The 23,146-nt window shown below is 38.6% G+C and carries 20 protein-coding genes; 10 read left to right on the forward strand and 10 right to left on the reverse strand.

Going from position 1 to position 23,146, the window contains the following annotated elements:
- Nucleotides 1-22 precede the first annotated feature (22 nt).
- The 7 genes from I6F54_RS13850 to I6F54_RS13880 are packed head-to-tail and all read right to left on the reverse strand — an operon-like array spanning nt 23 to nt 9,339.
- Nucleotides 23-1,594, reverse strand: coding sequence for a TssA family type VI secretion system protein (locus I6F54_RS13850; protein WP_165739404.1), 1,572 nt, complete (start codon nt 1,592-1,594; stop codon nt 23-25).
- A complete protein-coding gene (tagF, locus tag I6F54_RS13855) occupies nt 1,591-2,583 on the reverse strand; it encodes a type VI secretion system-associated protein TagF (RefSeq protein ID WP_197141886.1) in 993 nt (330 codons plus the stop codon). Before tagF ends, I6F54_RS13850 begins: the two co-directional genes overlap by 4 nt.
- Before the next feature lie 11 nt (nt 2,584-2,594).
- Nucleotides 2,595-6,266: a type VI secretion system membrane subunit TssM gene (tssM, locus tag I6F54_RS13860; protein ID WP_197120036.1), complete on the reverse strand. Its 3,672-nt coding sequence runs from the start codon at nt 6,264-6,266 to the stop codon at nt 2,595-2,597.
- A gap of 8 nt (nt 6,267-6,274) precedes the next feature.
- On the reverse strand, nt 6,275-6,997 hold the full coding sequence (icmH, locus tag I6F54_RS13865) for a type IVB secretion system protein IcmH/DotU (RefSeq protein ID WP_007584493.1): 723 nt from the start codon (nt 6,995-6,997) through the stop codon (nt 6,275-6,277).
- Nucleotides 6,998-7,012: 15 nt separating this feature from the next.
- Nucleotides 7,013-8,353: a type VI secretion system baseplate subunit TssK gene (gene tssK / locus I6F54_RS13870; RefSeq protein WP_165729450.1), complete on the reverse strand. Its 1,341-nt coding sequence runs from the start codon at nt 8,351-8,353 to the stop codon at nt 7,013-7,015.
- The gene (gene tssJ, locus I6F54_RS13875; protein WP_165729449.1) at nt 8,353-8,820 is read right to left on the reverse strand and encodes a type VI secretion system lipoprotein TssJ; all 468 of its coding nucleotides are present in this window, start codon (nt 8,818-8,820) and stop codon (nt 8,353-8,355) included. Before tssJ ends, tssK begins: the two co-directional genes overlap by 1 nt.
- Nucleotides 8,821-8,841: 21 nt before the next feature.
- A complete protein-coding gene (locus tag I6F54_RS13880; RefSeq protein WP_231609714.1) occupies nt 8,842-9,339 on the reverse strand; it encodes a hypothetical protein in 498 nt (165 codons plus the stop codon).
- A gap of 274 nt (nt 9,340-9,613) precedes the next feature.
- Between I6F54_RS13880 and I6F54_RS13885 the strand changes: the two genes are divergently transcribed.
- From I6F54_RS13885 to I6F54_RS13920, 8 genes are all read left to right on the forward strand, one after another.
- Nucleotides 9,614-13,177 (forward strand): contractile injection system protein, VgrG/Pvc8 family, encoded by a 3,564-nt coding sequence (locus I6F54_RS13885; protein WP_197141888.1) that lies wholly within the window; start codon nt 9,614-9,616, stop codon nt 13,175-13,177.
- A gap of 9 nt (nt 13,178-13,186) precedes the next feature.
- Nucleotides 13,187-13,933 carry a PoNe immunity protein domain-containing protein gene (locus I6F54_RS13890; protein WP_197141890.1) on the forward strand — a complete coding sequence of 249 codons (747 nt, stop codon included), beginning with the start codon at nt 13,187-13,189 and terminating at the stop codon, nt 13,931-13,933.
- A gap of 5 nt (nt 13,934-13,938) precedes the next feature.
- Entirely contained in the window at nt 13,939-14,745 is an 807-nt protein-coding gene (locus I6F54_RS13895; protein ID WP_197141892.1) for a PoNe immunity protein domain-containing protein, read from the forward strand.
- 9 nt (nt 14,746-14,754) lie between these two features.
- Nucleotides 14,755-15,099, forward strand: a complete 345-nt coding sequence (locus I6F54_RS13900; RefSeq protein WP_197141894.1) for an immunity protein YezG family protein — start codon at nt 14,755-14,757, stop codon at nt 15,097-15,099.
- Between the two features lie 511 nt (nt 15,100-15,610).
- Complete coding sequence (locus tag I6F54_RS20475; RefSeq protein WP_331461807.1) at nt 15,611-17,044, forward strand: HNH endonuclease; 1,434 nt, start codon at nt 15,611-15,613, stop codon at nt 17,042-17,044.
- Nucleotides 17,045-17,048: 4 nt separating this feature from the next.
- Nucleotides 17,049-17,525, forward strand: coding sequence for an SMI1/KNR4 family protein (locus I6F54_RS13910; RefSeq protein WP_165729443.1), 477 nt, complete (start codon nt 17,049-17,051; stop codon nt 17,523-17,525).
- Between the two features lie 87 nt (nt 17,526-17,612).
- The gene (locus I6F54_RS13915; RefSeq protein ID WP_197141896.1) at nt 17,613-17,945 is read left to right on the forward strand and encodes an immunity protein YezG family protein; all 333 of its coding nucleotides are present in this window, start codon (nt 17,613-17,615) and stop codon (nt 17,943-17,945) included.
- Nucleotides 17,946-18,164: 219 nt separating this feature from the next.
- Nucleotides 18,165-18,509, forward strand: coding sequence for a PEGA domain-containing protein (locus I6F54_RS13920; protein WP_007586203.1), 345 nt, complete (start codon nt 18,165-18,167; stop codon nt 18,507-18,509).
- A 55-nt stretch (nt 18,510-18,564) separates the two neighbouring features.
- Here I6F54_RS13920 and I6F54_RS13925 read toward each other — a convergent pair whose 3' ends face one another.
- Nucleotides 18,565-18,957, reverse strand: coding sequence for a DUF1294 domain-containing protein (locus tag I6F54_RS13925; RefSeq protein WP_165729441.1), 393 nt, complete (start codon nt 18,955-18,957; stop codon nt 18,565-18,567).
- A gap of 52 nt (nt 18,958-19,009) precedes the next feature.
- On the opposite strand from I6F54_RS13925, the gene I6F54_RS13930 reads away from it, so the two are divergent.
- Nucleotides 19,010-19,540: a hypothetical protein gene (locus I6F54_RS13930; RefSeq protein ID WP_197141898.1), complete on the forward strand. Its 531-nt coding sequence runs from the start codon at nt 19,010-19,012 to the stop codon at nt 19,538-19,540.
- Nucleotides 19,541-19,607: 67 nt separating this feature from the next.
- On the opposite strand, the gene I6F54_RS13935 is transcribed toward I6F54_RS13930, so the two are convergent.
- On the reverse strand, nt 19,608-20,150 hold the full coding sequence (locus I6F54_RS13935; RefSeq protein WP_197141900.1) for a carboxymuconolactone decarboxylase family protein: 543 nt from the start codon (nt 20,148-20,150) through the stop codon (nt 19,608-19,610).
- A gap of 112 nt (nt 20,151-20,262) precedes the next feature.
- Between I6F54_RS13935 and I6F54_RS13940 the strand changes: the two genes are divergently transcribed.
- The gene (locus tag I6F54_RS13940; protein ID WP_010553549.1) at nt 20,263-20,850 is read left to right on the forward strand and encodes a TetR/AcrR family transcriptional regulator; all 588 of its coding nucleotides are present in this window, start codon (nt 20,263-20,265) and stop codon (nt 20,848-20,850) included.
- 103 nt (nt 20,851-20,953) lie between these two features.
- Here I6F54_RS13940 and I6F54_RS13945 read toward each other — a convergent pair whose 3' ends face one another.
- A complete protein-coding gene (locus I6F54_RS13945) occupies nt 20,954-23,074 on the reverse strand; it encodes a methyl-accepting chemotaxis protein (protein WP_197141902.1) in 2,121 nt (706 codons plus the stop codon).
- Nucleotides 23,075-23,146 lie beyond the last annotated feature (72 nt).

Below are 23,146 nucleotides of genomic sequence, written 5' to 3' on the forward strand. Positions count from 1 at the left end.
CATATTAGTCAAGCCCTTGTAACTAAACCCACGCTAATGCTTGTGCAGGGTTAGTTACCATCATTTGCTGACTAATATGTTTAGCAGCTAAACTCATTTCATCTTCTGGCGTATGTGACAAACTTGCATAACACTGCTTGGAAAATCGCCATACTTCCATGCAAAAACATTGTTGCCATTGCGCTAAGTCATGCGCTTTTATTTGTTTTAGTAACACGTTTAATAATGCTAAAGCATGTTCGTAATGCTCAGCTTTTATTAATAATTTTGCCTTTAATAATTGCGCTTGAGCTTTATCAAAATCGTTTAAAATATTTATTTGATCGACTTTAATTAATGCCGTCGATAACTGCCCTTTTTCGACGTCTTGTATTAACTCGCTATACTGCTCATCAAACGCACTACTTTGAGAGCTAACAGACTCTGTTTTTGCAGAATGTGATAACTCTTTTAAAAACTCTTTATTTACAGATGAACACAACGGACTTCCATCGTCATACTGTAGGGAAACTAAAGCAGGAAACTGCTCATTTAAATTAACTAATTGTTGCTCAAGCCAATGAACAAGCGGCAATTTATTTAATTTTTTTAATGCATTTAAACTAAGCACTTGGAGATTTAAATTAAATTGCATAGCCCCTTCCATAAACAACCCTTCGGCTAAATTTAAAGCTTGTTCAGGTTGCTCACTTGCCAATGCATTTTCAATTGGAGCAAATGCTGCAGCTCTAGGAGCGGGTAAACGCGTTTTTCCATTTTCGTTAGCCGGTAATGCCAATCTTGTCCAACGTGCAGCTCGCGATAACTTTATTACTCGTTCAATGTTATTTTGTTCTTTATCAAAGTTAAGTAGCTGCCTAACCGCACTTAAATACGCTGTATCTGAGGCAATATCAGCATTACCAATACTAACCTGGCTAGCAACTGCGGCTGGTGCCGAATTATTAGTTTCTGATTTTGGAGCCGTTACAGCTGAATTCTCAGCTAATTTTTGCTCTGTGCTAATCGCTTTTTCTTCTTGCTCTGGTTCAGCTACAGGCACTGGGTTTCGTTTTTCTTGTTCTTTAGCCCACTCATTCAAAGTCGATAGAGGGCCAGATTCGTTGTCTAATAACGCAACACACTGCTCATTGTATTGAGTCAAGGCAGCTATAAGTTCAGGCCATTGTTCAGCGTTTGTATCATGCCCTTGGGCAACACCCTTTAAACGTTCTTGCTGTTGTAAAAACCATGTATTAACTGCAGCGCGCATTCTGGCTTTTAGTGGGTGTACCTCATCCGTATAAGTAGTCAACAAACGATTAAATAACAATAACGTATGCGTTAAACCTGTAACCCCAAACTCACTTGTTGCCGCAAGTGCTAAATAACTAACAATGCGTAAATCTTTACTTTGAGTGTTGAGTAAATCGGATGCTTGTATAAACATCACTTTAAAGTCAACTTCCCCCACCCCTGATGAAGATGCTTTTAATGCTTTAAATGTTTCTTCATATTTTAAATCTTCTCCACACTTGTTCCCCGGCAGAGGAGCACTTAATGCTTCAAGCCATTCAATCCAGGTGGTATGTGTATGCGGCGCTTTATTACTCATGATTTACACCAACGACGAAGTGCATCGTAAACACTCACGTTATCCATATCAGCAAAATTAAGTGTTTGTGAAGACGGCTGTTTTTCTACTTTTAAATTACATAGATCAACAATATCGTTTGTTTTTTTATCGTATTCCCACACACTATTAAAGTATGACGCTGGAATAGGCCTACAAAAAATAGTTAAACTAGGCGCTTGATTCTCATCACCTAACTGATAAAAAAACCAAGGCTGCCAATTATGATCTGCCACCATAGATGCAACTAAGTGCAACCAAAACCCGGCAACTAAGGCACTTTCATGACTAAAACTAGGCATTGGTAGGCGAATACCAAACTGGCTTCTTAAACACCCTCTATTTGCAATCGATTTAAGCACAGCCGAGAGTTCTTCAATTAAAATTGCTCTTTTAGCAATATCGTTCAAACCTAAATGCTGCCAAAAAACACTCATCGGAATCGTTCTAAGTTTATTAAGCTCTAGAGTTAAATTTGGTTGCTGCTTAAGTGCATCAGCTACACGGTTATAATCTTGTGCTTTTTGCTCCATTTCATTAATACTGGCAGCTTGTTTAATATTTTCATTTACACCTAAAAGGTGCTCTATTACTTGGCTTGCAAATAAAAATAAAAAAGCCGGGTGACGCTTATATGTATCAAGCCCACTATGCACAAAAGAGCTAAATGGGTAAAAACGCCCACTGCTATCTTTACTTGGCTGTAAAACCCCAAGTAAGCCACCATCATCAGCATTACCCGATATAAAAAACAACGACTTAGTTCCATTCAAATGGCTTGTATCTGTCGTTTTTCTGCCTCGGTTTAAATGCGCAAAACCTTCTTGTAACCAATGATCAAATGCAACCGATTCTCTTGATGAAATATTAAGCTTTACAAAGTCAGGTCTTACCGGCGTTTTACCCATAAAACCAAAACTATGTTGCTTAACCAGTGTCGGTATTTTCTTTTTAGTAAATAAATTAAACATTGCTAGGCGGCCTATTGCATCGTTCGCGATTGCGATTGAGCCAAACTAGGGCTTTGCGAAAACAAAGAGCTTGGTAATGCAAACGACGTGAGCATGTATTTAGAGAATATACCGCTGTTGCGACCTGATTTAAGAGAAAACTGCACCGTTAACGGCTTTTCAGATTTATCTTTTAATTCCCACGTTGCTAAAAACTCCGTGCCTTTAATCCATTTAACATTGGCTGAGTTAAGTACTTTTAGTAGTGCCCAAGGCCCGTCTTGCTCAATAGAAATACGGCGCCCTTTGTTATCTAAACCATACAGAACCGCTTTTTCTGCAGCCCCTCGACCAGGCCACGAAAAATTACGCCATTCTTCAGGCTCATTACGATAACGATAACCTTGCTCACTAAAGCCTAGGTACGTTTCACGAATACCTCGGTGTGGAACCGGCATCATTTGAAAAGTAAAACCAGCACTATCAGCACCACTAGAGAACAACGAACGAGTTACTTTATTTGCTTTAGTTAAACCATCAAGTAATTGCGCGCTAAAACCAATACCTACACCGTTCCATTGTTTTTCTTCCCATACACCGCGGCGTACTTTCATAAATGGTTTGAGTTGGGTATTAATAAAGCTCCATAAAATCCCAGATTCAGAATTTAAAAACTCAGAAACATCTGCTATAGCAGCATCAGGGCCTGTTAAGTTAAACGGGTATTTACCAGCTAAACTACTGTTGTACATAGTATAAACTTGGTTTTCCCATTCTTGATTAAGCTGAGTACGTGCTTTTGCCATGACAGTCGCTATACCACCGTGAAGCGGGGCTTTAAATAACTTATCTAGCGTTTCTTTAGTTTGAGGGTCTAATGCTCGGGTTTGGCTCTCAATAATAATCCACGAAGACTGCAATGCATTACTTTGGCTGTTACCTGAAAGTAAGTCCTGCGCAAATATCATTGCTTGAGCATCATCTTCATTACTCGCTGCCATAGCTTTAATATCTGAATGAATACTACTTAATGAACTAATGTACTGCCTTAAGTAATCAGAAGAGTTTTTATCTTCATTTGGCTGTGCAAAACGTCTTAAATCAGCAAATCGGCTTTCAAGCTCTGGCGCTCTAACCGTACTCATTTGAGTGATTGTTGGTGTATTTAAAGCTAATTTATTTGCAACATCAGCAGCGGTCTTGCCTATTGAAGCTTGGCTTTTCAAAGGCGCGTCAGCAAGCGTAATATTGTCGTTAATCAGTTTCATTAAATCGTTAAAAGGGCCGTCCATCGATGAAAGGCGTGCAAAGTCGATACTTGCATCGTTTAGATCTCTAAATGCAGGTACTTTTATGCTATCTATAAAAGCAAACCAAGTATTGCCGTAGTCTTTAAAGTAATATGCACGCATAGCCTTTGCCAAGGTTTCAGCTTGTGCTTCGTCAACAACATTTTGACCATTTTCATCGCTTGAACCCATAACCCAGTCACCTGAGAATACCAAACGTGAAATACGTTTAATCTCTGGGAATACATATTCCTGCCAACCTAAGTTTGTATAAACATACGGGATTTTATACTTACTTTTAAATACATCACGATTTTTAGAAATCATAAAATCGTTTAATAACAATGGCTTTTTACGTTCAGCAAAACTTGTAATTACTTGTTGATATAACGGGAAAGCCTCTGGCTGGGTATTTAAGTTATCGCGCGCGAGTGCTATTGATGTTTCGTTAGTTTGCCAAAATGCAATTTTACCTGGTTGCTCTATATCGCTACCCATATTTTGTAGGTACATATCAACTAAGCTACTCAGTTGTGTATAAATTGGCGCTTGCTCTTGTGCATTTATGTCTATATGAAAATGCTCAGCAATAAAATTAAGCAATTGCTCTTTAGCAAACTCCGTTGAAATATGCTCAGGGTTCGTACTCATCATTAAATGCATTTTTAGTGCATCATAATACTGCTGACGAATAGTTGCTTTTGCTTCATCTTCATTGTCAAACCACTGAGTTTCGTACTGCTTTATTTGTGCAAGTAGATGTTCTTCACCTGGGTAAGTAATAAGTTGATTCATTTGATTAAATAGTACATTTGCAACACTATTTAAGGTTTCATCACCTTCATAAATACCAAATATAAAATACCACGGAAGTGAATCTTCGTAAGTTTTAAGCTGACCATAGTGCTCAAATAAAGCTAGCGTAGCCGCGAGCTTTTGCTCATCTTTAGCCTTACTTACATTAGCTTCAACAACAGCTTTTACACGTGACTCACCTTGATTAAGTAATAGTTGATTACTCGTGTATGACGTAATAAGAAGTGCTGTAATTGCGGCAATAGATGCCAAGCCCGAAGTAACGGTTAAACCTTTTAACCAGCGTCCTACTAACCGTTTTTTTCTGTTTCCTCGCGTTAAATCCTGCAGCTTAAAAATAACATCATTAAATACGCGGTTAATAAAATAACTTTGAGTAATACTTTCTTGTTTTTGGTCAACTACAACCGCACCAAATTGATCTCGTACACCATTAGTAATGCGTTCAATAGGCGTTCCTTCTTGCGTACCCGATGTAAAATAAACACCAGCAAACCAAGGAACTTCTTGATACGGATTAGACTTAAACAGCAAGTTAACAAACTCAGTTAACTTAGTTGAAGCCGATTGAAATTGGTTAGGAAAATCTAGTATTAGTTGCTTACGATGCTCATTGCGCTCGCGTGCAACTTTACTTAATCGTTGCTCGCACAGTCGCTCATATAGCTCCTGCATACGAACTTCAAACATTTCCGCAGGATCATTTTTTTGATCTTCACTAATATCGAGTAAGTAAGCACCAAATACTTGCTCACGCTCTTTTTCAGATAAGTCGCTAAAAAAAGGTTCAAAACCACTTATTAAGTCAGTTTTAGTAAAAGTAATATATACAGGAAAGATAACGCCAAGTTGAGTAATTAGCTCCTCTATACGCTCACGTACTAATTTTACATGTTGACGAATTTCTTCACTGTCGGAAGTTAATACATCTGCAACGCTAATAGCCACCATTACGCCATTTATAGGCAGCTTTGGCCTGTATTTTTTAAGGAGCGCTAAAAATGACAACCACTCTTTGTTTTCTGACTGCTCAGTTGTGTAACGCCCTGCTGTGTCAATTAAAATAGCTTGATCTGAAAACCACCAGTCACAATTGCGCGTTCCACCAAAACCTTGGATATGCAATTCACTCGAATTAGAGTAAGGAAAATGTAAGCCCGAATTTGCAAATAAAGTACTTTTCCCTGTAGCCGAAGGGCCAATAATCATATACCAAGGCAAAGCGTATAAAGCGGTATTACCACGATAACCCGCACCTAAATGAGATGCTTTTAAAGACCCCAATGCTTCTTGCATTTTTTCTTTAATTTCGCTTAATTCAGCACTCGAACCGGCATTATGACTTGCTAATTCAGAAGCTAACTTATCGCCTGAGCGCTTAGTCCATAACCAACGAATAAAAATAAATAAAACAAAAACAGCGGTTACAGCACCCATCGCAATTAATTTTTTATCGGTAGTATCTAAACCCACCATGCGACCGGCAAACCACACAATACTCAAAACGGCTATAAAGCCAATAAGTTGACCCGTTGCACGCGATGATACCAAGCCCAATAAAAAATGAACTAAACCGCTTTTATTAACTCTTCCCTGCATTGTGTTACCTATCGTGTTTCGTTGGTTTTATTGAGCTGAGTCAGCACTTCAATTTGGTTGTCTATTACCTGAGTACTCTGCGTTGCTTGCTTATTAATTACATAATGAAATCCAGCAAATAATGAGGCAATAGAACCCAAGCAAATAGCCAAAATCACCCAATAAGGAATATTACGCCCCACCTTCATAGCAAACCCTTCTGCAGGTATACCGTTATCAGATAATTGAGAACTCGGTGTTCCTTTTATATCTTCAATTTGAGCTCTAACATCAACAATTAACGCTTTTAATTGCTCAATGCCTTTAACTTTGTAAATGCCTTCAAAGCCAAGCTGCAGACAAATATAATAAACCTCTAATGCAGCTAGCTTTTGCTCTCCGCCGGTACGCAACTTACCTAAACGTTCAAAAAATTCTTCACCAGCTCGGTTGTTACCAAAAAATTCAAGCTGTAGCGGTCGAGACATCCAATCCATTCTAAAATGAGCACCTGAACTCATAACAAATTCATCACACATAGCCGTAAGAGCAAACTTAACTTCTTGCATTAAACTTGTTGTTACCTGTTGCGAGTAACAATTACGCTCATAGTCATCAAAACTAGTTAGTAAATTTTCTCTAAACTCTTCAAGCTCTAAGTTAGTAGATTGCTTTAGTTTTAATGGTGTTAGCGCATTAATTACAGGCGAAATACACGCGACTAAATCTTGTTCTTTTTGTGCTTCTTGCATAATTTCAACTCAACGTTAATTACGTGCTACGGTAACAATTTCAATTTGTGCACTTTGCAATCCAAATGGTACAAATAGGCTTAATGATTGCTCTTCAATAATTTGCTGCCAAATGAAACCATGCGACTCAAGCCTGAAGTATTCATACCCACTTTTTATGGCCAGCTTATTCGGAGGTCGCTGACAATGCGTTAGTTGTACACCCGCTAAAGCAGATGAAATCATGATATCGAGCTTTTCGCTTGCTCCAACTTTTACTTGGTCACTAAATGTTTCAATCCATTTTGTGTCTTCAGATTCAAAATACACAGCTAAATAAAAGTCGTTATTTGTAAAAGTGGCAGAATCAATAGTGGCAACTTGATAAATAGCGTTAGAGGTTTTTTCAAGTTTCAAGCCCACCATTTTCTTAGGAACAACCCCTTCAAGTAAACGAGTTAATAGGCCATCAAGCTGACCGAATACATTACTTAAATTTTTATGCTGGTATGGTGGTACTTGGTTAACTAAATCGCTGTGCTCAAACATTGAAACTGAACTAATTAAATCAACAAGCTCACAATACAAACGTTCCGGATGAACCAATGACAAGTTTTTAAGATGATCTAAACGCTTGGCTGATGGAGCCATTGCATTAAGTAACAAAAATGTATTCATTTCATTTGGCCCAAAGTCAGTAACTGAGCCATAATTTTTACGTCTACTAAGCAGCACGTTAACTTTTGCATTAACTAAATTAGCAGTTCTGTTTAATAATTCAGTCAAATAAGCAGACGCACTAATATTTAATAAAGGAGGCACAAACTGTTTATTTAAAACAAATGATCCATCTTCCGAGCGACTTATTTTCAAACAGGCAATGGTGTCAAAATAAGTTTTTACATCTGAGTCAGACAGTAATATAAATTTAGGTTTTGCAACTAATACCTCACGACTACGCGACGCATCATGATTATCTTCTAAATCAATATAATCCGCTTCATATGCGCTCAATTGCCCACTCGCCGCATAACCTTCAATATTGCTAACTGTTTTATTTGCAGCAATAGCAATATAAATAACACTCTCTTGGTGGTTATTATCAAGCTCTAGTTTTAAATCATCTTGATGTTGACGATCGAAATCAAGCAAACGGCCATTTTCTAAAAGTAGCTTAAAACTGGTCACTTTTAATATGCCGCGAGCAAGTGCTGATTCATCAATAGCAAAATGCTGTAAACCAAATGCCAACGGTGATATTAGCGCTTGACGTACAACCTGATTTTGATCGTGATAATCGTCAAATAGTTGAAAATGTTGCTGGGCAAGCAAAACACCTTCAGCCCAAACGGGCTTTGCGGGAGCTTTTAAATTCATTACTCAGCCTTATCCACGCCAGGTAACTGAACTTCGTTATTGGTAACCAAAACATCTAATGATGTAGATAACTTAACAGGGCCATCTGCAAGCGGGTAATACGCTTTCCAGTTGTCTCCACTGCGGTCTCTAAATAAAGCCACAATAGCAACAAATCTTGCATTTTCAGCCTGTTCAAACTTAATTTTAGATTGTTCAGAAGGGTGAATTGTTCGCTCTTCTAATGTAATTAAACTATTAGCTAAAACTGACTTATCTGACTTCCATAATTCTTCAAACGTAGCTGTTTTAAAGGTTTGTATATCCGACAATTGATATACCTTTAAAACGACTGGTAACGCTTCATCAAATTGGTTTAAATTTAAGTTATCTGTTGCCTTAACATCTAAACTTACGTTAGTACTCATACAACCAGTTAACATTATAGAAAGTGATAAACCTATAATCGCATTTAAAATAAAGCGCATTTTTTACCTCAATAAATATTTTTATTTAAAATTAAAATTAGTTTTGCAAAGAGTAGCTTCATAAACTGGGCAAATAACTTTATTGAATCTTACATTCGCACAATCAGACCATTTATTAGTTTTAAAAAATCCGAACAAGGTCTTCTTTCTGCTTTTTTCTTGAGAATCAACTAGCAAAGACTGCGTAACAACATCATCTATAGACATAATTAACTTAGTATTTATTAGCGAAAGCTCTTTTATATAAACAGAAACATCACCGTTAATTAAAGTAACTTTTTCATTGCTTTTAGGAGGATTATTTAAAAAAAAGAAAAAGTGTTCTATAGAATTTTCAGAAAAAACGCGATGGGCAGGAATACCTACCTGGTCTAGCAGCGAAGAAACGCTGGCTGTAAGTGACCAAGCTAAGGAGTACAAGCTATTTATTTGATTTATAAACTCTTTTTTATTCACAACATGCTCCTTGTCATCAGTTAAACTAAAAAACTCATAGTCTAAGGCTAGTAATAAATCCATTTATTTGGCGCATAATACAAACACCCTACCGCTATTGTCAACCTATATAAGGTTTAAAATATTAGAATATTAATGTAATTAATTAATTAGAATAAACACTCTAATTAATATTTATAAATGATAAATACGCAACAAAAACCCACTATCCTTATTTGCGAGATAATCAAAAGGTAATCTAATTAAATTTTTTATGGTTACAATTATCCAGTTGATCATTAACACACAAAAAGGTATGTTTACGCCACTAATTTTACTGAGCAGGGATTGCAACGTTTTGACTAAATCTAATTTTTTTTTGAAGGTTAATGACAAAGACTTTAATGTTACTTACCTACATGGCTACGAAAAAATTAATAAAGGCTTTAGTTATTCACTCACCGTTGAATCTTCAGTAAAAATTAATACAGATATCCTACTTGCTAATGCCAGTGTTATTTTTGTTAATAAAAACAAAAAATATCGAGAGCAATGCGGCTTGATTACATCTGTTACCAATATGGGTGTATTCAACAATCTACATCGCTTTAAAATAAACATTCAAGATCGACTATCCACCTTAAAAAACACCTCAAACAGTAAAGTCTTTATTACTGTAAATGTACAAGATGTATTAAATTATTTAGCACAAAAAGCAGGTTATTCATCAGGACAAATCGTTTTTAGGACCAGCTCCGCCTTACCGCATTTAAAGCAATGTGTGCAAGCAATGGAAAGTGACTGGGCCTTTTTTAATCGCTTGATGTCACAGCATGGCCTTTTTTACTGGATTGAAAGCGAATCAAGCACCGAAACACTTGTTATAAGTGACAGCAACCTCAACAGCCCTTATTTAAGTACGGGTGTATTAGAAGTTAAAGCAAACGCGGGGATGAACGCCCAGTACTGGGGTAACTTTGTCGGCTTTATGCACAGTGAAGTAACACAAACCTTATATAATAATGCAGCGCAAAGTAATGCCCATGGGCAATTTCAAAAAGTAGCCAGTAACAGCCAATCTTTTTTCGAGCCTGCTGCAAACTCAAGCGCAGAAGCATCAGCACAAACACAAAGCTTTAGTAATGCATTAGCCACACACAATAAACTGGTTACGCTTACGGGTAATGTATCGGATATATTTGCGGGCTGTTCAATTTCGCTTGACGATAATATGGGCTTTGCCAGTGGTGATTTGCTATGCATTGCAATAGAGCACACCCTTAATCAAGCAAATGACGAAAGCAGCCATGAAGGTGAAACCCACTACCACTGCACAGCGCAATTTATAGAGCGCGGTACCCCTTACAAAGCAATGCCTGAGCCCCACTCGCCTAAGCCCATGGTATTCCCCGCAACTGTAGAATCTCTCACAAGTAATGCATTTGTAGATGAACACGGCCAATACCGTATTCGTAACGAGTTTGATAAAACAGCTCGCCCAGTAATTCAATCAAGTCCGGCACTAAAAAAGCTCGCGCTCTATGCCTGTGAAAACCAACCTCAAGCCACTGGCTGGCACTTCCCACTCGTTGGTGGCTCTGAGGTACTTATTGGGTGTATTAATAACGACCCAAACAACACATTTATAATGGGCTTTGCACTAAACGCCGATCAGCCAAGTGTAGTTACAGCTGCTAGCCCAACACATAATCGCCTATTAAGCGCGGCGCAAAATGAACTCCTGTTTGATGACGACAAAGATGTGCCCAAAGTCATCTTACAAACACTCGCCAGTGAGCACTATATTGAATTAAATGCTATAAAATCAGGCCGCCAATTTATTCAATGGATAAGCCAGCTCGGTACTATTAATCTACACGCAGGGCGCGACCTATGCCTCGAAACAGAACAAAACAATGTTCAGTTTGTTATTAAAAACAATCAATTTATTGATGTTAAAAATACCGTGTCGCAAACCACAACTAACAGCCATGTAAATTATCAAAGTGGTGGCAGCCAAGCGTTCAGTGGTAAAAATGCAACCCTTACGAGCGATAGTGAAATTTCACTTCTCACTGGGCGTGCAGTAAAAGTGCACGCACAAAGCGACATACTCCTTAAAACTAATAACAGCGACTTAAAGCTTAATGTGCCTACTGGCTCTACGTTTTTACAAACAAACAATAATATAAGCATTACGGGCTCAGGTAATGGCGATTTAATTATTCACAACGCAGGCGGCGAGATAAAACTCGACAGCCAAGGTAATGTTGATATTACCGCCACTAACGTACTCACACTCGATGGCACATTTATAACCTTTGATGGCCCAGTTGATTACGACATAACCAGCCCACAAACAGCGCGGGCACCAAGCAATGCAAGCCCTGCCAATATTAGCCGCATTAGTGATATAACCATTAATGACTCCGGTATTGCTGCAACAACGTCAAGCGTAGTGGATTTACTTTATGTTTATCAAGATGGCAGCCCTGTAAAAAACGCACCTTATACAATTAAATTTGATGATGGAACACAAAGCACAGGCCAGCTAGATGAAGACGGTATAGCACAATTAACCGACGTACCAAATGGTCAGTTTACTATTCAGTATGGGGAAGATACGCGCGAATATGAGCCTCAAGATAACGCAACGCCAAACCCACTTTATAAAAGAATAACCCCCGCCTCTGCTATACAAATGAGCAGAGCTGGGCAAACAGCAACACTTGATGAAGCAAGCAACATAGCCAGCCAAGCAGGTGATTGGTTATGGGGAGCACTGCAAGGCGACTTTAACAAAGACCCTACAACGGCGCAGATTGTGGTAGGCAGTATTATTTCAATGATACCGGTTATTGACCAAGTCATGGACGTGCGGGATATTTTAGCCAATGTAATGCTACTGACTGATGACGATAAAGCCAACGACAGTGATGGATGGATAGCCTTTACGCTCACCGCGATAGGTTTAGTGCCTGTGCTCGGCTCCGCGGTAAAAGGCGTCGGTAAAGTGGTGATTAAAAACAGCGGCGACACAATAGAAGCCGCTATTGCAGTCCTTCGTAAGTTGGGTAAAGGCGACCCTGTTCAGTATTTACGTAAAATAAATTGGCAAAACCTAGGTAAACAAGCAGCCAGCGAAGTAAAAGCCTTTATAAAAGGCCTGCACGATACACTCCATGAAATATCAACAAGTTGGCAATACGACCTACTGCTGCCACAGCTTGCCATAGACGGTATGCAAGCCACTATTAAACAGCTTGATGAAATAGCACCTAAAATAGACCAAGGCGTTAAAGGCGCAGCCAGTGAAATTGGCAATCGCGTAAACAAAGCCCTTGATGAATTCGAGCCGCCGAAAAGCACCGGTATTGTGGGTAAACCTAAAAAGACCGTTGCGAATGAACTAGATGCGCCAATTAGTAATGAACTTAAAGGGGCTAAAGCAGCGAGTCGCTTAAGCCTGAAAACACCTGATGATTTTAAAGACATGTTTAAATCACTTAATCATAGAAAAGCAGCCGCAGGTGAATATAATGCCCATGCGTTAATGACCTCAAAAAACTATAAACCCATCGGTAATACAAATGGTCAGTATAAAATGGGCGAAACGGGCATTGATGGTATTTATTCTTATGTAGGCCCGCCACCAAAAACAGCCATTACTGAAGCCAAGTACAACAAGGCCAGGCTAGGAATGACTAGTGACGGAAAGCAAATGAGTGACAAGTGGGTTAATGATGAAAGACTTGAAAAAGCAGGGCTAAGTAGGAAAGAACGATCGAAGATTTTGAAAAGCCTAGATAAAAATGATGGCTCAGTTGAAAAAATATTAATACGCAATAAGCCTGATGGTACGCTTGTTGTAAAAAAATTAGATATTAGTGGGAGTGTCATCGGTACACCCCTAGGCTTTTAGGAAGAAAAAATGCTTAGAGATAAATTAAAAAGTAAAGCTTACTTTGATGAACAAGTAGAATTTAGTCTTGAAACAATTCAAGAATACATTGATGACCTAAAAAATGATAACAGCTTAACTGTTAATTCAAAAATGAGGTTTTCTTTTAGACTCGTAGATTACACCTCAAGATTGCTTCACGAACGTTACTCTCGCGGAGACAACTTAACTGAGCTTAAGCCTCATTTACTTGAAGCACTTGAATACCGTCAATGGCAAAAAGACTATGCTGACGCCTTACCTGCAAATGAGCAAAAAAATCGTATCGATTGGGAGGAGTTACACGAAGATGATTTAAGACGCACAATTATTTGGCTTACCTTTGCCTACTGCTTGGGCATGGGTGAAGACTATTACCTAAAAACATTAGAGCTTATCGCTAATCAAGGACAAGATGCTTTACTCGATAACCTTGCTATCGCGATGGGAGATAGTGAACGCCAAGCTGCAACAAAGCCGTTATTCAAAAAACGTTTTGGTAAATTATATAACGTTATTGAAGGGTCACCCGAGCAGCGACCTGAATTAGTGAAAGCATATCTCGATGCATGGTATAAAGCCGAAGGAAGCCCTGATTATCATTTAATGGATACGGATGCTTACATTGGCTACTGGTGCTGGGGTTCGGCTTTAGTCGTTAAACTTTATAATATTGACGACAGCAGTTTTATTGACCACCCGTATTACCCTAAAGATTTAGCTCACTTTAAAGGATGACATGAATGCTACGTGATAACCGTAAGGACGCTGACTATTTTCACGAACTTATTAGTGACCTTGATGAAGCGCTAACTGAAACACAAGCCGCACTCGACGACGCTGTATTTACATCCCCTACTCAGCGCGTTGATGTGGCTCAGAGACTGTTTCAACTAGCGATTATGCGTGCTGTAGCGCATTATTCTTATGGTGCCTCTATTGATGAATTACGCCCTTTTGTACTCGCTATTTTACCTTATCGTGAACAGCTCACGTCGGTAGCTGATAACATTCCACAACCCCATCAGTTTTACCGTGTTGATTTTGAGCAACTTGGCGGCGCCGGCGAGGCATGTGGCTCTGCAAATATAAATCGCTATATTTATACGCTTTGGTGGCTGTCGTTGCTAGTTGCCTGCGACGCGCCCACTGAGCATATTAATAAAACGCTTGATGTCATTGGTGAACAAGGTAAAGATGCATTATTTGATGCTATTGCCGTAAAGCTCGGTGATTCACAACGCCCTGTGGCTAAGACCCTCTATTACCCTGATGTTTACCAGTGTTTGTTTGACGCCTTTAGTCTTGATAAAAATACGCAAGCACAGAAGTTAAACCAATTTATATCTCAGTGGTATGCTCAACTTGATGATGCCGACTGGCACGGCAACCATGAATGTGATTGTGAATTTGAATATACTGATTATTACATTGGCTACTGGTGTTTAGAGCATGCGTTAGTGGCAAACTTACTTGGTATAACCAAATCACAACTTACGCCACACCCAATGCTAGCCAATGATTTAATACGTAATAAACCTGAGCGCTAAGGAAAGCACATGCAACCAGACATTAAAAACATCCCACAACACCTAGGTCAGTACCTTTACCAGCAAATTGATGAGCAATGGCATGAAGCACTCCTCATTTTAGATTGCGAAAATAGCAATGTACTTGAATGCAAGGCCCACTTTATAAAAGCAGATGACAAAACACAGCATGCAATTGCTGTATCTGAAAACATAACAGCGTTGTTTAAAACGTTATTTGACCACGCCATTAAAAATGAAGTAGAAGATTGGCAGCGCGCTATTTTTACTATCACTCGTCAAGGCCAATTTAATTTAAACTTTGAGCGCGATAATAATGATGAAGAAGTAATCGCCGCTGTTCCAACACGTTAAGTATTAATTTAACCCGCTCTTTAACAACATGGATGTTGTGAGGTTAGGCGCTAAAAATTAGCGCCCTAACCTTTCATATAATGGCTGCTTTTTATGGTTAACGCCCTCATTTACTTCTCATTCTTTTCTCTATGTGCGAACAATATTTAAGTGAATTATTTACAAAGAGATTAAGAGGCGCAGCGCTTAAAGAGTAAAAGTTTAATGTGCCTAATGGCTCTACGTTTTTACAAACAATAATATAAGTATTACGGGCTCAGGTAATGGCGATTTAATTATTCACAATGCGGGCGGCGAGATAAAACTCGACAGCCAAGGTAATGTTGATATTACCGCCACCAATGTACTCACACTCGATGGCACATTTATAACCTTTGATGGCCCAGTTGATTACGACATAACCAGCCCACAAACAGCGCGGGCACCGAGCAATGCAAGCCCTGCCAGTATTAGCCGTATTAGTGATATAACCATTAATGACTCAGGTATTGCTGCAACAACGTCAAGCGTAGTGGATTTACTTTATGTTTATCAAGATGGCAGCCCTGTAAAAAACGCACCTTATACAATTAAATTTGATGATGGAACACAAAGCACAGGCCAGCTAGATGAAGACGGTATAGCACAATTAACCGACGTACCAAATGGTCAGTTTACTATTCAGTATGGGGAAGATACGCGCGAATATGAGCCTCAAGATAACGCAACGCCAAACCCACTTTATAAAAGAATAACCCCCGCCTCTGCCATACAAATGAGCAGAGCTGGGCAAACAGCAACACTTGATGAAGCAAGCAACATAGCCAGCCAAGCAGGTGATTGGTTATGGGGAGCACTGCAAGGCGACTTTAACAAAGACCCTACAACGGCGCAGATTGTGGTAGGCAGTATTATTTCAATGATACCGGTTATTGACCAAGTCATGGACGTGCGGGATATTTTAGCCAATGTAATGCTACTGACTGATGACGATAAAGCCAACGACAGTGATGGATGGATAGCCTTTACGCTCACCGCGATAGGTTTAGTGCCTGTGCTCGGCTCCGCGGTAAAAGGCGTCGGTAAAGTGGTGATTAAAAACAGCGGCGACACAATAGAAGCCGCTATTGCAGTCCTTCGTAAGTTGGGTAAAGGCGACCCCGCTCAGTATTTACGTAAAATAAATTGGCAAGACCTAGGTAAGCAAGCAGCCAGCGAAGTAAAAGCCTTTATAAAAGGCCTGCGCGATACACTTCACGAAATATCAACAAGTTGGCAATACGACCTACTGCTGCCACAACTAGCCATAGACGGCATGCAAGCCACGATTAAACAGCTTGATGAAATAGCGCCCAAAATAGACCAAGGCGTTAAAGGCGCAGCCAGTGAGATTGGCAATCGCGTAAACAAAGCCCTCGATGAATTCGAGCCGCCGAAAAGTACCGGTATTGTGGGTAAACCTAAAAAGACCGTTGCGAATGAATTAGATGCGCCTCAAGGAAATGATTTAAAGGGGGCTAAAGGTAATAGGCCTGTTAAGTATGACTTAAACTACCAAACTGAAGCATATGCAAATTTAATAAACTCTAATAAACCTTGGTCGTGGAAGAATTTTCCTGACGGTGATAAATTAACAATAAAGCAAAAGCGTGAAATAAAAGCAAATGCAGTTAAACGCGGATTAGTCCCTGAAGTGAAATTAAAAGCAGGTACAAAATATCCTGACTTTGAAAGTGCTGGTTTATTAGAGAAAGTAGAGTCCTTACCAGAAAAGTTGTGGCTAGCTTCTGACTACCAACAATTTAAATGGCTAGACTCAAGAATCCCTGGAGGCAGACCTGATGGCTTCACCTGGCATCACTCGGAAATTAGTGGGAGAATGGAGTTAGTTCCATTTGGCGCACATAATATAATTAATCATCAAGGTGGCCGCTCTGTCGGTCATTGGGCATACGGAAAGCGATAGCATAATGAAAGATTTAAGTTTAGAGAAAAAAGTTTCTATAACACATGATGAGCTAGATTCATTAGAAATGTTTTTTAATATTAAGTTACCAATTAGCTACAGGGAATTTATTTTAAAATTCAATGGTGCATCCCCAGATGAAGTTATTATAAAAGTTAACTCTGAGGAGCGGGTATTGGAAAGATTTCTAATAGTTTCGGAAGATGAAAATCTCGATGGTTGCCTTATGCAATACGAAATTAAAGTCGTAATGGCTCAAATTGAGGAAAGGCTTACAGATAACGAAGACTTGATTGGAGCCGAGGCCTTACCTTTTGCTTACCTATTTGGTGGTGATTTTTTATGCTTAGATTTCAAAGAAGATGCAATAAACCCTAAAGTAGTAATATGGGATCATAATGAGTCTGAAGAGTTATCACCTGTTTTTTACAAAGCTTTTAATAATTTCCAAGAATTCCTTGATGCGATGTCTTTCGGCTAACTCATATTGACAAACCTTATGCTTGATTATTCAATTTTTATGCTTGATTATTCAATTTAAATTCATTTATAACGCTAAGGACAGCCAATGCAAGCCGACATTAAAAACATCCCGCAACACCTAGGTCAGTACCTTTATCAGCAAATTGATGAGCAGTGGCTTGAAGCTCATATTATTTTAGATTGCGCAAATAATAAAGTATCAGAATGCAAAGCTCACTTTATTAAAGCAGACGACGAAACACAGCATGCTATTGCTGTATCTGAAAATATAACAGCGTTGTTTAAAACGTTATTTGACCACGCAATTAAAAACGAAGCGGAAGATTGGCAACGCGCTATTTTTACCATAACTCGCCAAGGCCAGTTTAACTTAAACTTTGAGCGCGATAATAACGATGAAGATACTTTATTACTTTAAATGAGCAGTACAAGCATAGCGTTCAATTTATTTAATACTTCATAAATTAATAACAATAATTGAACCTGAGCTGGATACATATTAAACTGTACGCCAATTTGTTTTTTAAACAAACGAAAGTCAAGGAAGACGAGTTAGGTACCCCAACTTATTAATACTCCTCCATGATATTTCGTGACATTTAACATTTATTATTTAAAATAATTTTACGGAGTACCTATGAAAAAATTAAGCGCACTTTTGGGTTTACTGTTATTAAGCGGTTGTTCTACACCTCCTCCAGCCCAAGAAACTGAGCAAGTAGTTTTAGAACCTATTGCAGAGATTAACGAAGTAGCTGCACCAATTTCATTAACTGTTATTACTAACCCTGCTGATGCTCGCGTTCGTATTATGAATATCAACCCTGTTTACAAAGCTGGTATTGAGCTTAAAGAAGGTAAATACGATATTGAAGTAAGCAAAGCAGGATACCTTACTTACAGAAAATGGGTTTCAGTTGATAAAAAAACAATACTAACTGTTGAACTCGATACAATGGAAGCAAGCCAATCGGCTCAGTAAGCTTCTCAGTACGTTTTAGTTTATATGCCTTAGCCTGGTTAATTTAATAACTGGCCTAAGGCATATTAAATCCTTCATAAAGCCACAAATATCCTACTGCGAAATAACTACCAACATTCACTAAAATACATAACCACAACACAATAATAAAACGTCGCTTTTGCGATTTATGACGAAGTAATTGTTGAGCAAGTAATGCCCCCGGCCATCCTCCAAATAATGTAAGTAGCTGCAGTGTACGCTCTGGCGTGCGGTTTACTTTTGTATGTGAAGAGCGCTTAGCTTGTCGCTTATCCCACGCGTACATTAAAAAAGTTATAGCACTTAATACACTTATATAACCAGGTACATATATTGGTATATAAACAGGTAAGTATTGCAGCGGGTAAGCTAACCAAATGGCAGCTAAATAAAGCAATGAGAATGTGATTAATATTTTCTTTATCAATTAATTATCACCTATACTGGGCTTATAAGAGCCTAACAACGAGAGCCAAATTATGACATATTTTAAATCGCTATTCTTAGTATTATGCTTATGTACATTTAGTAGTTTTGCTACTGAAACTGCCAGTAATCTCGATAAAGAGCTGGAAGTGTTTAAACCTTACCTAGGAACGTGGCAAGCTGACTTTAATGTACCTGAAGGCGCAAAACCTGTGCAAGATGTAGGTAAGTGGGAGCGCGCGCTAAATGGTAAAGCTACACGTACTATGCACTCAATTAACGAAGGTGAGTATGGCGGCGAGTCGATGATTTTTTACGATACTAAAAAGCAGTCACTCGTATTTTACTACTTCACCACCGCAGGATTTTATACAAAAGGGATTATGAAGGTATTAAGCCCTACTCAATTTGTCGCTTATGAAGATGTTACAGGCAGCAAAGATGGGATCACTAAGGTTAAATCGACCAGTAACTTACAAAACGGTAAGTTTGAAGTGTCGACCTCATATCTAAAAAAAGGTGAATGGACTAAACCTGAAAGCCGTACTTATACCCGCAGTACAAAAGCGGTTAAATTTAAATAGCCGCAATTTATATACAAAAGGCAGCCTAGGCTGCCTTTTTGTTATTTCACTCTTTAAAAATCGTAAATTATTTTACGAATTTTTTAAATGGTGCATCTACTGGTGTATCAGCAAGGTGATTAGTGTAGTTGCTCATTACTTTTTGAGATAAACCAACAATAATTTCAAGTAGTTGCTGCTTGCCGTAACCTGCTGCAAAGAACTTTTCGATTTGCTCATCGCTGATCACGCCACGTTCACGTGTCATTGCAAGTGTAGTTTCACGAAGAGTTTCTAGCTTAGGGTTAGCTAGTGGTGTTTTGTTTACAAGTGCATCAACAATATCTTGGTCAACTTTCATTGAAGCTGCAATTGCACTATGTGCTGGTACGCAGTAGTGACATGCGTGCTCAACGTTAATTGATTGCCATACTACTGTTAGCTCTTCTGCATTGAATGATGTTTTTTGAAACAGCTCATGCAGTACTTGGTAACCTTTAAGTAATGTTGGTGCTTCAGCCATTACTGCATGTAAGTTAGGAAGCATACCAAATGCTGCTACTGAATCAGCTAGTAACGGTTTTGCTTCTTCTGGTGCGTTTTCTTGAGTGTATAAAGTAAATTCGGCCATGGTTAGCTCCTAATAATTAATAGTTTTAAGTAACTTCGAGACACATAGTATTTGATTTTGAGCGACTGTTCAAGTTAAAATTGAGCAAATGTTCAAATTGATTGAGAATGATATGGCTAATAAGGTTAAATTTGAACGCGATAATGTAGTTCGCGTTGCAAGCCAGCTATTTTGGCAAAAAGGTTTTCATGCAACCTCAACGCGTGACTTACAAGAAGCCGTTAATATGCGCCCGGGTAGTATTTACTCTGCGTTTGGCTCTAAAGAAGGGCTATACTGCGAATCGCTGAAAGATTACACAGTACAAATGAAAACCCAAATAGAGGGGTTTTTATCAAGTGCCGATACAGTACTTGGTGGATTACGTGCGTTTGTTGAAAACGTGGTAATTAAAACAAAAGATTGCAGCCCAAGCGCTATTTGTATGCTGGTTAAAGCAAACAGCGAGTTTGCAGAAAAAGACTCAAACCTATACGAGTTAAGCTTAGATTTAACAGCTCAATTTGAAGCTTATTTAACGCAGTTGTTTACACAAGCAATAAACAAAGGTGAGTTAAGTAATACGTTGACCGCTGTTGAATATGCGCGCTTTTTTCAGGTGCAATTTACAGGTTTACGCGGTTATTTTAATCGTCCTAATGTAGAGCAATTTGCTGAGCCAATGATCAACCAAATGTTTATGTTGATTAAAAAGTTATAAATAGCAGTTATCGCGCATTCTCAATAAGTCATACTTATTTTACTAAATAAAAATGGCCAGTATTTACTGGCCATTTTTTTGTGCTTAAAACTTAATTTATAAGTTACGTTTTAAGCTTATTTAGCTCATTATCTTGCTGGGCAACAAGTGCATTAAGCGCTTCGCTGCTATCCCCTGCTTGTGTAGATAAGTCAGCAAGTTGCGATGCGGCATCAGATATAAGCGTTAAATTACGGTTTATTTCTTCAGTCACTAAGCTTTGCTCTTCGGCAGCGGTGGCAATATGTGTAATTTGATTGGTTATTTCATCAACTTTAACGACAACACTGTGCAGAGCATCAAAAGCTACTGATGTTTCATCAACGGCATTTTGTGCACGTACTACGCCTTTTTCAATAACGGTAGATGCGTTACCTACTTCAGATAATAAACTATCAATTAACTGGCTTATGTCATCTGTTGATGAACGCGTTTTAGAAGCAAGTGCACGTACTTCATCAGCAACAACGGCAAAGCCTCGCCCGTGCTCACCAGCGCGCGCAGCTTCAATGGCTGCGTTAAGTGCAAGTAAGTTTGTTTGTTCTGAAATAGTACGAATTACATCTAATATTTGCGTAATGTCTTTACTACGCGAAGCGACTTTTTCAACTGCTTGGTTAGCTTCTTTAATTTCTTCAGACATCGTTTTAACTTGTGTCATCGCTGACGATAAGCTCGACTCACTGCTTACTACCAAGCTATTTATTTCATCGGCTTGTTGGGCTGATTGCTCTGATGCTCTGGCTACTTCGAGTGCTGTTGCGCTCATTTCGTTCATAGCCGTTACCACACTTTCAATTTCTTGAAATTGAGATTGAACATTATGCTTAGTATCAATAGCGATGTGTTGTGCTATTTCGCCTTGCTGTTTAGTTTGCTCAGACACCGCTTTTAGTTCAGAAATTAAATCACGTAGTTTTGCTAAAAATCGATTAAACCCACCAGCTAATGCAATAAGTTCTGCGTGGCTATCAACATGCAATGTATGCGTTAAATCACCCTCAGAACTTGCGAGGTTATCAACCCGCTGTTGAATTTGTTGTAGCGGCGCTATTACACCTGCAATTACTAATTTCATAATAACAAAAGCAACCACAGCAATTATTAAGCCTGTAATTAAAATAATAAACCCGAGTGATGCTGCTGTTTCTTGCATGTTTTTTTCTAGCGCTTCAGGCCCTGCAAGTGCTAGGTCTGTAGGTACTTCTATGATTAATGACCACTGAGTGTTTGCTAGTTTTATATCAATTGGATAATTTACTAAATATTCACTATTTGTTTTAAAAATACCGCTTTGCCCTTTAGACTTTTCAATATCATTAAATATAGTAGAACTAACAGCCTCTTTAATTGGGCGCCCTAATTTAGATTTATAATGACTGCTGCCTACAACTAAACCTAAATCACTTAATAAGGTTACTTTAGCTTGACCATTATAAAGCTGCTTAGAAAGTTCCTCAGTCATTGTTTGAAAAGTAGGTAGCGTTAAATCAACACCCGCTAAACCAATAAACTGCCCCGCTTTTAAAATAGGCACAGTTAACGAAGTTAGCATTACTGAATCGCCCGAAGGAATTTCGTATAAGTACGGTTCCATAATACAAGGCTTAAGCGTGTCTTTTGCACATAAGTACCAATGCGCTTCGCGAATACCGAATTCGTTTAAAGAGGTTATATATTTATCGGCGGCATTAGCTACTTTTTGCTGCTCAATTACACCGTTTTGGTCACGTGTTATGTAAACTTCTAAAGTACCATCGCCATTAACGGAGTGTTTGTAGCCTTTTTTAAAGCTCGAATCTTGTCCGTCAAACGCGTTTGGTTCAAACTGAGAATAAATAGATGAGAGTAATGTGTTTTGTTCTAAAATAGAGCGATTTATACTTACTACCGTATCGCGGCTAAGGGTTTCGCTTTTTGCGGTATCACCTAATAAAGCGGCTAAAGAGTATGGTACTCGATAAGCTTCGTTAATAAAGCCCGCTATTTTTTCACCATATATTGCGGCATTCGCATTTAACTTTTCTTCTACTTCAGCAACAATATAACTTTCTGACTTGCTTGCAAGCTCTTCATTACTTGCAGATAACTGCCACCATAAAATGCTCGAAAGCACCAATACGGTAATAAATATACTTCCGACAGTAAGCCACAGTAATTTTTTTGCTAGCGATATTTCCCGCATTCATCTCACCCTTTAATTAAAACTACTGATACAGTTTAGTAGATCTAACCAACGAAGCTATGAATATCGTTA

Source organism: Pseudoalteromonas sp. SWXJZ10B (assembly GCF_015864475.1).
GTDB lineage: Bacteria > Pseudomonadota > Gammaproteobacteria > Enterobacterales > Alteromonadaceae > Pseudoalteromonas > Pseudoalteromonas arctica.